The organism is Ktedonosporobacter rubrisoli (genome assembly GCF_004208415.1).
Classification (GTDB): Bacteria; Chloroflexota; Ktedonobacteria; order Ktedonobacterales; family Ktedonobacteraceae; genus Ktedonosporobacter; species Ktedonosporobacter rubrisoli.
Window position 1 is genome coordinate 9,398,839 of sequence record NZ_CP035758.1, and the last position, 14,862, is coordinate 9,413,700.

The window sequence follows — 14,862 nt, forward strand, 5'->3', positions numbered from 1 at the left end:
GGTTTCTGTTATGCTCACCTGTCTGAGGAAGCCATGATTCCCGTTTGTCCTTAGCGGGTAATCCTCCCTTACCCGCACTGGGCTCCGGGACTGCTTATCTCCCATCAGTTTAAGCCGGCGAGTCGGTTGGCTGGAAAGTTCGGCATGACTCTTTCTGCCGGGCTGTCACGTTTACTGTCTTTGCTGCCTTTTCTCGATGCAATCACTGAACTCTTCCAGGTCCTGCAGGCGCTGTTGGATATGCTCATAGAGCATGTCGTGATCGAGCGAGCTGGGATCATGGACAAGTGCGTCGCGTAGATTCGTCAGCAATTCCAGCCGATAGGCGAGCGAGCGTGGGATAAGTTGCTGGCTTGCGACGATGCTCAATAAGTCATGATACTCCTCCGGGCGCTTGAGACCAAATGAGGCGACCAGCGTTCCACAGATTAATAAACATGCTTCTATGGCTAACTGCAAGTAACGTTCGCCCAGGCCATAGATGCGGTAATTGCTACAGAACTCTTCGCGCTTGACGTTGCCCAGGTCGCGAAGAATATGTATGGCTTCACGCAATTGCTTGAGATGATGTTCTACCAGATCTTTATCGATGGGCAGCAATTGTCCATGCAGGCGGCGGCTCAGGGCCTGGTTCTGGATATCGTCAAATTTTTTGAAGTCAAGGTAATCCATGACCGCTTTCGTCTCGAAGGACACGCGCTGTTTTTCATCACGACTATAGAGGATCTGACCGAATTTGATGACTTGCAATTTTAGCAAGAGTGAGGCCTGATTCAGGATCATCACGTCGATCGAGTCAGATTCCAGGCGCTTTGCTAATTCACTGAAGAAGTAAAGCTGATAATCGAGAAATTGATCTGATTTGATCTGGTCCATCAACAGAATTGCGATATCAACGTCAGTAAGATAACCAAATGAGGTTCGGGTGGACAATGAACCGGCGAGGTATGCAGCATTAACTGGACTTTGTGCGAAGAGTTGGCTCAGCCGCGTCTGCTGTTCGAATAAGTTCATCAACGACCTCCGAGAAAGAACCCTGGACCTTAATCCCAGGCCGTTGTATGCATAAAGGTGCATAGCTGTAGAACTATGCTGACATTCAATTACAACTATACCATAAAAATGTTGGCTGGCGTAACCCGTATCGCCAGGGAAGCGGCGAGAAGGGCAAAACTCTAGGATCGAGGCTTGCTTTCCCAGGCGCTTCACTTCTTGATGAAGGTTAGCCCTCTACCCATTCTTCTCCGCTGGTTGCCACTTCCTTTTTCCAGATTGGTACAGTTGTCTTGAGTGTGTCGATAATATAGCGACAGGCTTCGAAGGCTTCTGCACGGTGAGCGCTGCCTACTGCGATGATGACGCTGGCCTCACCTATTTCCAGGCGCCCAAAGCGATGGGCGACGGCGATATGCTCGATGCTCCAGCGGCGTTGAGCTTCGGCAATGATTGTGTGTATCTGCTCTTCGGCCATCTCTTTATAGACATCATATTCGAGGTAGCTGATTTGTTTTCCCCGGGCATGGTTGCGGACGACGCCCTCAAAAACCACAATACCACCTACTGCAGGATCGCTGACAGCGGCGACGAGCGCGTCGCGGTCGAGGGGCTCATTGCTGAGCTGAACTATTGGTTGCATGCTGCTGCTTCCTCCATTGGCCTGCCTCCTCCCATTGGCGGAATGAATACCAGCTCATCGTTTTCGTGGAGCTCTGTCTCGGCGGGCACATAACTGCGATTGACCGCGTAGGTAGAGCGCTGCATGATGGGCTGTAAGCCTTGATGATTTTTGAGTACAAGCTCACGCACCTCGGCCACGCGGATGCCTGCTGGTACTGTGAGCGTCTCCTCTGCTTGCCCCACTGCCTCACGAAATGAGGCAAAATAGCGTATACGAATTTTCATGTATACAAGTATAGCATAAAGGGGTTCTGGCGTAGCGGACTGATAATTTTAGCCTGAAAAATTGGCAAGCGCGGATGCCTGAGTGGCAGGGCTATTTAGTTTTTAGAGAAGCAGGAGATACCTCTCCAGTGGAGAGGGCACCCTCTCTGGGAGAGAGGTATCTCTGTCCGGGGGACAAGTATCAGAGGACAGCCTGTCCTCTGCCGGGGCATGGGGCGTGCCCCATTTTCCCTTCTTCTCGGGTGGGTGGGGCAAAACAGGAAAATTAAATAGCCCTGCCTGAGTGGCAAGCGCGTTAAATTGAAAAAGAGGGGCTTTAAATTGGTATACTAGTCTCTTGTACTGGCTTATTGCTGATAGAGCACTCTGCGGCGAATTACAAGGCGTTAGAAAGCCTTTGCTAAGACATTGTTATGCTAGATGCTGGCAAGGAAACGAAATAGCTATGCCAAAACGCGATTCTTATGATACGGTTATCGTTGGTGCGGGCCCTAATGGGCTGGCTGCCGCGATTGCGCTGGCCCAGGAGGGACGAGGTGTCCTACTTGTGGAGGCAAACGCGACGATTGGTGGTGGCGCTCGTTCAAAGGAACTTACGTTGCCGGGTTTTGTCCATGACGTTTGCTCTGCTATCCATCCGCTGGGGCTGGGCTCGCCATTTTTTCAGACTTTGCCTCTAGAGCAGTACGGGCTGCGCTGGCTGCATGCACCGATCCCGCTTGCGCATCCGCTTGGCGATGGCTCCGTTGCTTTGCTCGATCGCTCTCTAGAGGCGACGGCGGCCACCCTTGGCCAGGATGCCCAGGCTTATATGCGCTTGATAGCGCCTCTTGTGGACTCGTGGGATAAGATTGTTCAAGCCTTTCTGGGTCCGCTGCGCCTGCAACCACTCCTGAGCCATCCCCTGGCGCTGACGCGCTTTGCGCTGTCGGCCTTGCGCTCGCCTCATGGCCTGGTTGATAGCCATTTTAAGGGAGAGCAGGCGCGAGCACTTATGGCGGGTTTATGCGCCCATTCTATGCTCCCTCTCGATCAGGTGCCAGGGGCTGCTATCGGTTTGATGCTGGCTCTGGCCGGCCATACTCTCGGCTGGCCCATGCCTGAAGGTGGCTCGCAGAAAATTGTTGATGCCCTGGCTGCTTATCTGCGCGCTCTGGGTGGCGAGATTGTGACTGGCGTGGAGGTGAAATCGCTCTGGGATCTGCCCCGGGCACGGGCCATCATCTTTGATCTCACGCCTCGCCAATTGGTGCGGATAGTGGGGACGCGCTTGCCGACGTTCTATCGCGAAAGCTTGCAGCGCTATCGGTATGGGCCGGGAGCTTTCAAAGTTGATTATGCCCTGGATGGGCCGGTTCCCTGGAAGGACGATGTGTGTCTACGCGCGGGTACTGTTCATCTTGGTGGGAGCTTTGCCGAAATTGCGGCCGCGGAAAAACAGGTAGCGTTGGGCGTGCCTCCCGAGAGGCCTTATGTGCTTCTGGCCCAGCAGAGTCTTTTCGATCCGACGCGGGCGCCAGCTGGCAAGCAAACGCTCTGGGCGTATTGCCATGTTCCGAATGGCTCTATGCTTGATATGACTGAGCGCATAGAGGCGCAGATTGAGCGCTTTGCCCCGGGCTTTAGGGAGCGCGTTCTGGCTAGACATGTGATGAGCCCGCTTGATTTTGCGCAATATAACGCGAACTATGTCGGCGGGGATATCAACGGAGGTATTCAGGATCTCTGGCAGCTCTTCACGCGACCGGCCCTGCGCCTGGTTCCGTATACAACACCGCTTAAGAATATCTACATTTGTTCGTCATCGACGCCGCCAGGCGGAGGTGTGCATGGCATGTGCGGCTATTTTGCCGCTCAAGCGCTGCTGCGGGCCGATGCCCGGCATTCGGCTAAAGGATAGCTTTAGGGGCCTCCCGAAGCTTTAGGTGAGCAGCTTTACTGCCGCTCCGGGTAAAGCATTCGGGATGGCTGAGACTCAAAGCAGATTAGTTTGGAGACTGAATAGCTTTGATGAGTTCAAATGCATCGGGCGAGCCAAGGCCTGTCGCCATATCGTAATTAGGCCCGGCTGGATAGTAGCCGTTATTAAGCCCTGTAATGTCATGGAATTGGTGCGAGAAGCCTGCTGCATTATCGAAGTGATAGATGATGTAATTAAACAGGCCCGGCCGCTGATCATAGTAAGTTCTTGCCAGTGCGGCTATGCCAGCCCAGATAGGCGCGGCGCAGGAAGTTCCTCCAATGCGTACCCAGCCCGGCTGTGAGGTGAATTCGCCGGTTGAGCAACTGCTATCGCCGGGATCTGTGCAATAGATGGAAAAGCCTGTGCCGGGATCGGCGTCAATGGCTACATCAGGATTCTGGCGGCATAAAACTCCTGCTTCCTGGTGACAATAAGCGCCATATTGGCTGTAATCGGCATCGTATCCCTTCGCGCGGGTCTCGATCACGCCGGGTAGGGGGTGATTGTGGCTATCAAAGACATAATCACCGCTGCCCCAAACTCTGCTCACGCCGCCGCCGCTGCCTCCTCCAGCACAGGTAGTGGCGTTACAGGGATGACTGATCCAGGCCAGTTCCTTACTTGCCCCAGGATATTGAGGATGGGGATCGTTGTGTGGATCAAACAAGATGTTGCCATCGAGCTGCCGGAAAGAAGTTCCGCCGACGCTCGTCACATAAGGCTGATTGTTGGGATCTCCTATTTGCAGGCTTTGGGATGCGGGTGGCTTGGAATCGCTTCCAGCACAGCCGTAAGCGCCGGAATCGCCAGATGCGCTAAAAAGGCTTTGTCCTTGCAGTGCCATTTGGAGAAAGATTTGATATTCAGCCAGAGCCAGTTGTGAGGTGACACTGTACTCGCATGAAGAGCCCCAACTAATGCTAAGTGCATCTGCCTGGTTATCGTCTGCCATGCGCTGAAACTGGGCCAAGCTGCCTAGCTCAGTGTTGGGCGATTGATACACGATGAGCTGCTTGATCCCCGGCGCGGTGGCCAGCTGCAGTTCGATATCAAGCTCTACTTCTCCGGCGTTCTTGTGGTCAGTGGCACCGCCCATAACGAGCCTATCAACAAGGGGAGCGGCTGGCAGCTTATACTGTTTCTCATATTGGCTGATGTCATTGGCCTTATAGCCAGAAAGCTCAAAGAGTCCCAGGGTGGTTCCTTGCCCCCTGGCTTTGAGGCTTTGGTATACCGGATCGATATGATATATGCTGGTAAACTGGGACGGTGTGAGCCCACTTCCCAGCGGACCCCCTCCGTAGGGCTGTGGCTTTTTCTTGCTAGCCTCATTATCGCGTATATCATAGGCTTTAAAAGCCGCAAAGCCGTTGAGGCCAAAGACGCCAAGTACATTGCCTGCTATCAGCTTTGGCAACTTTAAGTCGGCATTGTTCCCGTAGTAGCTCTGTGCTGCGCCAAAGCTGTAATCGTTGATGGTGGTATGAAATATACCCTCAATCTGCTGAACTGTGCCTCGTGCTAGAATGAGGGCTGGATTGGATGAAGGGATGAGCTTTAAGCCTTCCTGGGTCAAAAAGTGGATGGTTGCTGATCTTTGGGCGCTTGCCGGCCCAAAACGAGCGGCAAAATCAGCGGGAGTAATCCACTTGTGATAGTGATTGCTATGGGGATTATAGAGATCATGCAAGAGCCTTTGTTGGGCACCTGGATCTTGCGCTTTAAGAAGCAAGCCAATGGTCAATTTATCGTAAGGGCTATGGACGCGAATAAAGTGAGCAGCCTTTGTCCACTGCGCAGTACTACCATTTAGGGTAACAAATGGTGAGGGAGATGCCTCTGTACTCCTTACATGGAAATAAAGGGTGGATAGTATCATTCCCAGCGCTATGATAAGCCCCACGCCGGGCAGGATGGGGAGTGCTGCTACTCTTAGATTCCTCACAACCTGATCCTCCTCACATCGTTTTTCTATCAAATCCGGCAGATGCATAAAAGAAGTGGCAGGTCCAGGCACGCCACAAGCGCGCCGATGATTTCCATTTTTCCCTATCCACATCCTCAACGGACCTGATAGCAGATCCTCTCTTAATTGCTTCCTGGTACACAAGAAGCCAAAAGGATAATATAAGCAATTACATCATATGGTGAAGAAGATTATCATTGAGATCGGGTTAAATTCTGGTTGCTAACGGGTTGTGGTCGAGGAAACATGGCCCTGGAAAGCCCTGGGGGAGAAAAGAGCATATACGCCTGAAAGGAAGAAGCAAGTGGGAGAAGAAGCCATCCGAAGGATTGATAGTTGAGAGGCAGCCCTTCGAATGGCCGGGATGAACATATTTAGGCCAGGCGCAGAGCCAGCTCAGCGAGCATACGCACGCCTACACCTGTTGCCCCTTTTTCCTGGTAGGGCTTTTTCGTCTCGACAAAAGCCGTGCCGGCTATGTCAAGATGGGCCCATTTAGCATCGCCCACAAAGTTTTGCAGGATCTTCGCAGCTGTCACCGAAGAAGCCTCGCGGCCACCTGTCTGCTTGATATCGGCTATATCGCTCTTAATTTGTTCGTTATAGTCGTCATCCAGTGGCATCGGCCAGTACTTCTCACCTGCGCTCTGACCAGCACTGATGATCTCTTGCGACAGTTGTTCATCGTTGCAGAACAGGCCGGTCATAAAACTGCCAAGCGCAACTACAACGCCGCCGGTCAGAGTGGCCAGATCGATAATTGGCGATAGGCCCTCCTTGGCAGCATAAGAAAGCGCATCGGATAGAATGAGTCGTCCTTCTGCATCGGTATTGACGATTTCTATCGTCTTACCATTAGAGATGCGCAGAATATCGCCGGGGCGATAAGAGGTGCCGCTGGGCATATTCTCGCAGGTAGGAACCAGGGCCGTCACGTTGATAGGTGGCTTGAGCTGAGCAATTGCCTGCATCGCCCCGAGCACAGCTGCAGCGCCGCCCATATCGCTCTTCATATCTTCCATGCCCGCTGCAGTCTTGAGCGAAAGTCCGCCACTATCAAAGGTGATGCCCTTACCTACCAAGGCCAGACCTTTATTTGTGCTATCGGGCGCGCCGCGGTAGCGTAAGATAACGAAGCGGGGCGGTTCTGCGCTCCCTTGCGTCACACCGAGCAAGCCACCCATTTTTAATTCTGTAATTTTGTCCTTATCGAAAATCTCGCAATCAAGGCCAACGCGGCGGGCCATTGCCGCGGCGCGATTTGCTAATTCCGTGGGCGTCAACACGATTGGTGGCTCATTGACAAGATCACGCGCGAAGTTTGTTGCTTCGGCCAGGATGCGCCCTTTTTGTAAGGCTTGCTGTAAGTCCTCAGCGCTGCTGTTTTCCACAAGAACAGCGATGCGCGAGACAGTTTTATTCTCCTCGCGCGTAGAGAAATAGTGGTCGAACTTGTATAGGCCAAGCAGAGCACCTTCTACCTGAGCCTGCGTATAGTGTGGTGTGGCAGGATTTCCCTGTGCGGCCAGGACAATATGCTGAGCGCCAGTGTTTTGCGCATGGCGAGCCGCGATAGCTGTGGCGCGGCGCAGCGATTGCGCAGTGAGCTGGGCTTGAGGGCCTAGACCGACAACGATAACGCGCCTGCTTGCCAGGCGTCCACGCGGATGGAGGGTAAGCATTTCTCCCAGCTTGCCTTGAAACTCGCCGTCTGCGCTGCGCTCGCTGATCAGACCATCCAGCAGCTTATCGACAGCCTCAGCGGTAGCAGAGAGAACAATGCCCCCTTCGTTTTGTTTTGGAGCCTTAATGGCAGCTCCTACAAGCAATGCATCACACTGTATATCCTGCACTGCCTGTGTAATCAGTTGGATATGCATGTCTAGAACCTTCTAACCTTGTTAAATTGCTTCCTGGTGAACAAGAAAAGGAAGCAGGTAGTACGCAAAAATCCCCTTGAAGGATCTTCCCTTGGAGCCAGTTAAATAACCTTATCCAGGAGGCAGAGCAATTGCCCTGAGAACAGGCTCTGTATAGTCCACGTGAGGATGGTGCATAGCTACAATGCTAGTATCGCATCTGGGCTAAAGATATACAAGCATCAGGCTGCAAAGCTGCGAAAGTTTGGGGCTAACGTTGTAGCAAGCGCTCAACGACCTCCAGGAGTTGTCGTGGCTTAAATGGCTTGGTTAAATATTCGGTGCAGCCAATTTGTTTGGCTGCTTCGCCTTCATCGTTAAGGGCAAAGGCCGTGACGGCCACAATCGGGACATTGGCAAGACCTGGACGTGCGCGGATGAGTTGTGTTGCACGGTAGCCGTCAAGGACGGGCATAGAAAGGTCAGTAAGAATAAGGTCAACCTGTTCCTGATCAAGAATATTGAGAGCTTCGCGACCATTTGAGGCCGAGAGGCAGCGGTAGCCACGTGTCGAAAGGACGCGCTCAATAAGGATACGGTTAGAAGCCTCATTCTCCACAACCAGGATCGTCGCTGGACGAGTATTCTGCGTGGGTGTATTCATTGTAGATTCTCTCTTCTGCTGTGTATTCAAGTGCTTGACTGAGACCATAAAAGCGTCAGACTTCAGATCCCTGGGCAATGGCGACGGGTAGCGTAAATGAAAAAGTTGAGCCCTGTCCCAGGACGCTTTCCACGGCAACCTCACCACCTTGCAGCTCAATAAGCTTTTTGGCGATTGTTAAGCCAAGGCCAGTGCCGCCAAAACGACGGGTTGTGCTCCCATCGGCCTGCCGAAACGCCTCAAAGATGTAATCGAGGGCCGCCGGCGAGATACCGATGCCGGTATCGCTTACCGAGATACGCACCATATCATTAGTGATGCGAACGCAACGAAGCGTGACCCCTCCCTTTTCGGTAAATTTGAGAGCGTTAGAGGCAAGATTAATGGCGACCTGGCGGATGCGGTGGCCATCGGCAAGGACGTGGGGGATGTCGCCTTCTATGTTCAGGTTAAAGTAAAGCTCTTTGTTATTGGCCATCGGCTTTAACTGGTTGACTACCTCGGTTAGACATTCTTTAAGCTCTAGTGGCTCTGGCTTGACCTCAATGCGGTCAGCTTCTATCTTGGAAAGATCCAGCATATCGTCAACAAGATGTGAAAGATCTTCGGCCCGTCGTACCATAAATTGAATATGCTCTTCCTGTTCAGGAGTAAGTTCACCGTCTACAAACCCTTCAAGGATTAACGCACCGTAACTGATAATACTATGCAACGGAGTGCGCAGTTCGTGGGTCACATTAGCCAGGAATTGAGATTTCAAATGGTTTGCACGTTCCAGGGCCTCATTCTTTTCTTTGACCTCGGCAAATAAGATGGCATTCTGGATGGCCATAGAGGCCTGAATGGCCGCTGTACTTAGTAAAAAGGTGTCTCTGCTGCTGACCTGATAGGGTTTATCCGCATAGAGTATCAGAGCACCTATGGCCTGATCTGGCAGCAATAAGGGCACAGAAATGGCCGAGCGATAGCCGGCTTCTAGCGCCATGGCAGCCCAGGGCTCTTGGCGTTCGCGATAGATTGCCGCGATGTCTTCGCCATAGGCAATTTTTTGTCTCTGGATGACCATACGCGCAAGAATCATATCAAGATCGCGCAGGGCCTGGCGAGGAATGCGCGGACGACGTAATGGGCCATAAGCTGTTGAGTGCGAGGCAACCTGGGTGAGCTTTGGCGCGCGCACTGCCGAACGTTTGTTGCCACCGACAGCATTTTTACGTATGTTCGCTGGTATTGCCGCTAATTTTGAAGTGACGGCCAGGGTTATATCTCCATCGGGATCTGCATGTACCGTAACAACACCATGCGGCTTAGAGTCGCTAAGCCCCGAAGAATCCGCAAGCGCTGTGATATCCTGATCCGACCATTGCGCTACAGCCCAGGGCGAGAGCATTTCCCGCCCATAGAGCAATAGCGATACATGCCTGACATGCATGATGCGCCCCATGCGCGCAACGATTTCGCCAAGTAGCGGTTCCAGGTTAAGCGTAGAGATAAGGGCATCGCTCATAATCAGCAGATTGCTCATTTGCTCGGTCATCGCCTGGCTCTCGCTTTCGAGTGACTCTGAGAGCAGGCTAAAAGAGCGCGAGAGCATGCTGAGCTCATCGCTATTTGGGAGAGCTTCCTGCGCTCCTGCATTGTTGGCTACCAGAGTGCGGACGCGCGTCTGCAAGCGGCGCAAAGGGCGCACAAAAAGAATACCTAGAGAGGACGTGTAAATAATCACGCCGAGCGCGAAGGTAACCAATCCCATGCCTACAACGATGAGCAAGAGGCGCGTAGTTTTGCTCGTGAAGATATATAATGGCTCGACAGCGGCAACAACCAGGCTCGTCGAGTCGATTAGCTGTTGATCTGCATGGACCTGGCTGGCCATGGTCAGGTAGCGTTGTGTGCCGCTGATCGTCGAGGTAGTACCTGTATTGCAAAGGTTCGAGGTATCAAACTGTTTTAGTCCCAGGCTGGGCAGCGTTATTCCTGCCGCACCCTGGACGTGCCCGGCAACACAGATGGCGAGTGGGAGACCAGCTTTCTGTGAAATATCCTGAGCCAGCGTGCTATCGATTGGCTGAGAGGCGAATAAGACGCTGGCCGGTGCATTGGGGGCCGAGCGGACTGGAATAGCTATATTAAGGGCCCACTGATTATTGAGAACGCCAGAGATGGTAATACGCTCTATAGTTAGAGTTATCTGACCTTGAAAGGCTTGATTAATAAGCGGGATCAGGCTAGCGTCAACTCCATCCTCATTGGGGTCGGCATTGCCCACCTGCGCGACATATTGATGATCTTTGGTCACAATGGCCAGTTGAGACCAGTGATAGCGTATGGGCTGGGCCGCAAGTAAACCTTGCAAACGATCCTGCGCTGAGGAAGAGAAAGGGTGCGTGGCCGCAGCCGCGATCTGTGGATCGCTGGCTATTTTATTGAGCTGGTTGGTCAGCGTCGTCGTGTAGGACTGATAAGCTCGCTGGATATGGGAGAGGTGCAATTGGGCATCTCTGCGAGCTGTATGTTCCGTATAGAAGCTGAGTAAGCTCCAGGATAGTGCTGCGAACAGAAGCATACAGAGTAGGAGTATCAACGTCGCAACGACGATAAGTTTTCCCCCAATTGAGCGCGCTATAAATCGCATTCGACCCTTTCTCAGAATATAAAAGTAAGGAGAGGACGGGGTGCCAGCTCGTCCTCCCCTTACCACGCGTTTGCTTATTGAGAGCAACGCGAAGCTCTAGGAGGTGCGCGTGCAAACCCCATGGGGAAAAGGTTGCACGATAATCCAGATATACGTTACAAGCCGCTCGTCGAGGTGGATCTGCTTGCTCACGTACATCCCGCCTTCCATCCCAGGCCTATGTATTATAACGTATAAGTGAGCAAATTGTTATCATTTTTGGGGGCAAAATTCTTTCTCTGAAGAAATTCGTTGTAAATTGTGAGATTCCCGAAATCTTTTTTTGTCGTGTTGCGCATTTCCCCATCTCCAGGAGATCTCACACCGAGCGGAAACCCGCTCGGGCAGCTTTGCCAGTTACACCGCTGCCTCTTCAGAGCTTCCCGTATGGGAAGGCCCATTCAGCAAAAATAGTCTGAACTCTCTGGTGATGCTTATGCCTAACGGCAGTGAAATAGTTATGTACTGCTACTTTCAGAGGCTGCCAGGACTGGCCCATGTCCCGCATAACTCAAAAGTGGGAATAGGAGCCTGGTCTAAAGCCTCGGCATAATGTCGTCAGTCAGGTATAAGCATTTCCACTGATACGTAGCCAGGCAGAGATATAGAAAGAGGTATTCGGCCCCTCTATGCCTCTAGCATTTTTTAGCTCTGGGGTACCTGGCCTTCTGACCCCAAAAATTCAACGTAGCCACATTCCAGGAGATGGACAAGTGTCCTCGCTATCTCTAACTCGTTACGGTGAACCAACCGTGCTACATCCTGGATGGTGCGTTTCCCATCCAGCAGCATGAGCACAATCCGATCTCTGCGTTCCAGTTGTCCCAGGATATCGCGTGTTGTTGCGCGAGGGCTGGCGCGAAAAATAGCCCGAACCCCTAATTGCGCAATTCCCTCTACATTAAGCCTCGTCTGAGCTAATGGTGAATATCCTGCGAAAAACGTCTGGGCTATTGTCATACTCTTCTCCTCCAAAAACACATACACCCGTACATCCGAGAGACCATAATAGAGACTCATACCGTATACTATACCGGCATGGTGTGAATACCGTATTAAGTTTTTTTACCTGCATGTGAAATTACTGTGAATATTGCTACTATTATATACCTGATTTTGTGTTATTGTGTATCATTCTGGAAAAAAGTACTAATATACAAATTTGGAAAATAAGGATATACTCATGGAACCTGTGTCCACATGATGGGGCCTTGCAAACTATCGGTATCTAGTTGGATGGCTGTATCGTGCTGGGTATCGAGTAAGTAGATGCCCTGCTGGCCATCGGCCATGGAGAGCGCTACCTGGCCAGGAGTCGTCAGAGACCAGCTAAATGTTGAGGCAACTCCTTGCAGCTTGAGCGGCTGTGAAGTTTTGTTGCTCTGCACATTAACAATAAGTATATGGGTGCTGGTGGCGTAGATCAGGTTCTGGCTATTGACCGACCACGTGGGGGCTGGATTATCTGTGACCGAGGGTGCTATAAGCGTATCCGATCCCGTCTGTGTATTGAGGAGATGGAGCATACCCATATCCAGAGCAGGCGTCTCGAAATAGTCTACATAACTCCCATCGGGCGACCATTGGGCAGATCTGGCACTTTTGTTGCGGCCCAGCCTGGTGGTTGTACTGGCATCAAGTCTGAGGATATCGCCCTGCTCAGTAATCAGCAGCCAGCTACCTGCTCCTGCGTGGCAGGAACTGTTATAGGTAGCCTCGATGAAGCTGCCCTCTATCAGGCGTTTTTCGGGCGCCGATTTGTCAAGGCCAACGCGCTCTTGCCAGATACTATGGATATGTTTGGCGGTGCCAACGCTCCAGGTCAGCGAGGGCGTATCTGCGCTGGTCGACCAATCAAGTGTGAGCACAGTGTCGTTGGGGTGCTCCGCACTATTCACTGCGGAGACTATCGTGAGTATCCCATGATTCTGTGTATTGTAGTCAAGGATACCAACCTGATTGTCATGGGTAAACACAAAGGCTACGCGAGTACTGTCCGGCGACCAGACTGGATGGGCAACGCTACCCTGGAAAGGGAGGGGAACCCTATAGGTCTCTCCTGTTCCTGTCGAATAGATATAGAGGCCTGTTTGCCCGTTGCCCTGTGCGTCAGCCAGAAAAGCTAGCTGGCTGCCATTCTTGGCCCAGCTCAAGCCGCTAAGAATAGTTGCTCCAAGCGCGGTATCCCACATTGAAGAGGGCTGAGTTCCTGACTTAAATAAAGATGGTTGGATGAGCGTATCGTTTTGCCCATCGCTGCGCACTGTATGGACAAAGCCTTGCTGCAGGTCTATATAAGCGAGCATATTGCCGGCTGAGCGCCCGGTCAGAGCCGGCCTGACCGTCCATGTAGTAGCAACCACAACATTGGTGGGGGTCAGGCGTACAATCCCTGTGCCTCCATCCGTTGGCGCGCTCCAGAGTGCGTTGTCGCGCTGAAATACAAAACGTGTCCCGGCAGGAACCAGTGGCTGCGACAAGCCAGCCGGAGGGATAATGCTATGCGTATTCGTGCTTAGCTGTCCCTGCGGGTGCCAGAGATTCCAGCTGATAAGGCCCCCAACTCCCAGCGCGAGCAAGACTGCCGCGGCCAGAGTGAAACGTATTGCGCGCAATCCCCGGCTACCGTGAGATCTTGACGGATAAGATACCGCAGTAAGGAGCGGCACGGTGGGAGAAGCAGTGGAGGCGTGCAAGCGACCACCTGGCAGGGAAACCAGCTGAGGACGGTTCCAATCACTAGTTTGCACACGCTTATATGGAACCGTCTCACCTTTGGTTCGGGCGGCCAGGGTTCCGGTTATCTCCAGATACTCTGGAGAAGAAAAGATCCTTTTGCGTAAAGTAGCATCAGGACCAACGCGCGGGAAAGAAGCCAGGAGAGCATCAAGGTGACGGAAGTCTGCCAGGGTTTGCTTGCACTCTACACACTCTTGTAAATGGATCGTAACATTGCGGCAGTCTTCCAATGCGAGCTGTTTGTCAAGGTAAGCGCTGAGAAGCCCCTTGACTTGCTCGCAACTCATTTTGTGCCTCCTCCTTGTTCCAGAGCTCGATAGTGCTCACGGAACGATTGCCGTGCGCGTGAAAGATACATCTTGACACCGCTCTCCGCAATATTCAGAGCTTGAGCAATTTCACTGTAGGAAAAACCCTCTTGTGTATACAAGAGCAATGCTGCTCTGTACTGCGGGGGCATGCGACGGAGAGCCGCGCGGACCAACTCAGTCGTACCATATATTTCTTGTGGATCGGCGCTCTCCACATCGGCTGGTTCGTGGTCTAGATCCTGCCACGGCAACCATGCTATCAGCTTGCGACGTCGAAGAGCATCATAAGCGGTATTTGTTGCTATACGATACAACCAGGCCGATAATTTTAGATTTGCATCCATCTTTGGTAGAGCTCGAAACGCCTTTAGAAAAGTATCTTGCGTTAAATCGTCAGCCTGCTCACGATCCCCTACCAGGTGATAGACATAGTTATAAATAGGTGTCTTATATTCGTCGTAAATTTGCTCAAAGGACCAAGAGCTTTCCTTGGTTTCCACCTGGGCCATGCGCTACAATCCCTTCGATGGCTACAGTTATCATCTTGTCCGTTCCATGCAAGAGACAGCAGCTCATCTCCGAGCAACGAGGATACGCTTTGTGAGGGTATCCCGTGGATACAGAATGGCTCTTTATCCTTCTGTGTAGTGGAACGGACAACCAGCGCTATCAGTAACATGCTAGAGTAGTCATATACACTTGCAGTTGCGTGGTGTTTCGTCTATCATGGTAGCATACTTTGGTCGATTTCCTGCTATTATCCACCTATGTCTTAGTACTATTT

11 protein-coding genes are annotated in these 14,862 nt (G+C 52.1%); 1 reads left to right on the plus strand and 10 read right to left on the minus strand.

Annotated features, from left to right (window positions below; all coding sequences use genetic code 11):
• Nucleotides 1-171: 171 nt before the first annotated feature.
• From hepT to EPA93_RS40460, 3 genes are all read right to left on the minus strand, one after another.
• Nucleotides 172-1,014: a type VII toxin-antitoxin system HepT family RNase toxin gene (hepT, locus tag EPA93_RS40450; RefSeq protein WP_165423722.1), complete on the minus strand. Its 843-nt coding sequence runs from the start codon at nucleotides 1,012-1,014 to the stop codon at nucleotides 172-174.
• Nucleotides 1,015-1,222: 208 nt separating this feature from the next.
• On the minus strand, nucleotides 1,223-1,636 hold the full coding sequence (locus tag EPA93_RS40455; RefSeq protein ID WP_129892978.1) for a molybdenum cofactor biosynthesis protein MoaE: 414 nt from the start codon (nucleotides 1,634-1,636) through the stop codon (nucleotides 1,223-1,225).
• Nucleotides 1,624-1,902 carry a MoaD/ThiS family protein gene (locus EPA93_RS40460; protein WP_129892979.1) on the minus strand — a complete coding sequence of 93 codons (279 nt, stop codon included), beginning with the start codon at nucleotides 1,900-1,902 and terminating at the stop codon, nucleotides 1,624-1,626. Before EPA93_RS40460 ends, EPA93_RS40455 begins: the two co-directional genes overlap by 13 nt.
• Before the next feature lie 445 nt (nucleotides 1,903-2,347).
• Here EPA93_RS40460 and EPA93_RS40465 point away from each other — a divergent pair, with 445 nt between their 5' ends.
• On the plus strand, nucleotides 2,348-3,802 hold the full coding sequence (locus tag EPA93_RS40465; RefSeq protein WP_129892980.1) for a phytoene desaturase family protein: 1,455 nt from the start codon (nucleotides 2,348-2,350) through the stop codon (nucleotides 3,800-3,802).
• A gap of 85 nt (nucleotides 3,803-3,887) precedes the next feature.
• On the opposite strand, the gene EPA93_RS40470 is transcribed toward EPA93_RS40465, so the two are convergent.
• The 7 genes from EPA93_RS40470 to EPA93_RS40500 form a co-directional block, all read right to left on the minus strand.
• On the minus strand, nucleotides 3,888-5,810 hold the full coding sequence (locus EPA93_RS40470) for a S53 family peptidase (RefSeq protein ID WP_165423723.1): 1,923 nt from the start codon (nucleotides 5,808-5,810) through the stop codon (nucleotides 3,888-3,890).
• A 395-nt stretch (nucleotides 5,811-6,205) separates the two neighbouring features.
• Nucleotides 6,206-7,711, minus strand: coding sequence for a leucyl aminopeptidase (locus EPA93_RS40475; RefSeq protein ID WP_129892982.1), 1,506 nt, complete (start codon nucleotides 7,709-7,711; stop codon nucleotides 6,206-6,208).
• A 250-nt stretch (nucleotides 7,712-7,961) separates the two neighbouring features.
• A complete protein-coding gene (locus tag EPA93_RS40480; protein WP_165423724.1) occupies nucleotides 7,962-8,354 on the minus strand; it encodes a response regulator in 393 nt (130 codons plus the stop codon).
• A gap of 55 nt (nucleotides 8,355-8,409) precedes the next feature.
• Entirely contained in the window at nucleotides 8,410-10,989 is a 2,580-nt protein-coding gene (locus tag EPA93_RS40485) for a sensor histidine kinase (RefSeq protein WP_129892984.1), read from the minus strand.
• A 684-nt stretch (nucleotides 10,990-11,673) separates the two neighbouring features.
• Nucleotides 11,674-11,988: a hypothetical protein gene (locus tag EPA93_RS40490; RefSeq protein ID WP_129892985.1), complete on the minus strand. Its 315-nt coding sequence runs from the start codon at nucleotides 11,986-11,988 to the stop codon at nucleotides 11,674-11,676.
• Between the two features lie 221 nt (nucleotides 11,989-12,209).
• Nucleotides 12,210-14,054, minus strand: coding sequence for an anti-sigma factor (locus tag EPA93_RS40495; RefSeq protein ID WP_129892986.1), 1,845 nt, complete (start codon nucleotides 14,052-14,054; stop codon nucleotides 12,210-12,212).
• A complete protein-coding gene (locus EPA93_RS40500; RefSeq protein WP_129892987.1) occupies nucleotides 14,051-14,587 on the minus strand; it encodes an RNA polymerase sigma factor in 537 nt (178 codons plus the stop codon). Before EPA93_RS40500 ends, EPA93_RS40495 begins: the two co-directional genes overlap by 4 nt.
• Nucleotides 14,588-14,862 lie beyond the last annotated feature (275 nt).

Bases quoted from the DNA above. Each gene is read 5' to 3' on its own strand.
- hepT (WP_165423722.1), bottom strand. From the start codon at position 1,014: ATGAACTTATTCGAACAGCAGACGCGGCTGAGCCAACTCTTCGCACAA.
- EPA93_RS40455 (WP_129892978.1), bottom strand. From the start codon at position 1,636: ATGCAACCAATAGTTCAGCTCAGCAATGAGCCCCTCGACCGCGACGCG.
- EPA93_RS40460 (WP_129892979.1), bottom strand. From the start codon at position 1,902: ATGAAAATTCGTATACGCTATTTTGCCTCATTTCGTGAGGCAGTGGGG.
- EPA93_RS40465 (WP_129892980.1), top strand. From the start codon at position 2,348: ATGCCAAAACGCGATTCTTATGATACGGTTATCGTTGGTGCGGGCCCT.
- EPA93_RS40475 (WP_129892982.1), bottom strand. From the start codon at position 7,711: ATGCATATCCAACTGATTACACAGGCAGTGCAGGATATACAGTGTGAT.
- EPA93_RS40480 (WP_165423724.1), bottom strand. From the start codon at position 8,354: ATGAATACACCCACGCAGAATACTCGTCCAGCGACGATCCTGGTTGTG.
- EPA93_RS40485 (WP_129892984.1), bottom strand. From the start codon at position 10,989: ATGCGATTTATAGCGCGCTCAATTGGGGGAAAACTTATCGTCGTTGCG.
- EPA93_RS40490 (WP_129892985.1), bottom strand. From the start codon at position 11,988: ATGACAATAGCCCAGACGTTTTTCGCAGGATATTCACCATTAGCTCAG.
- EPA93_RS40495 (WP_129892986.1), bottom strand. From the start codon at position 14,054: ATGAGTTGCGAGCAAGTCAAGGGGCTTCTCAGCGCTTACCTTGACAAA.
- EPA93_RS40500 (WP_129892987.1), bottom strand. From the start codon at position 14,587: ATGGCCCAGGTGGAAACCAAGGAAAGCTCTTGGTCCTTTGAGCAAATT.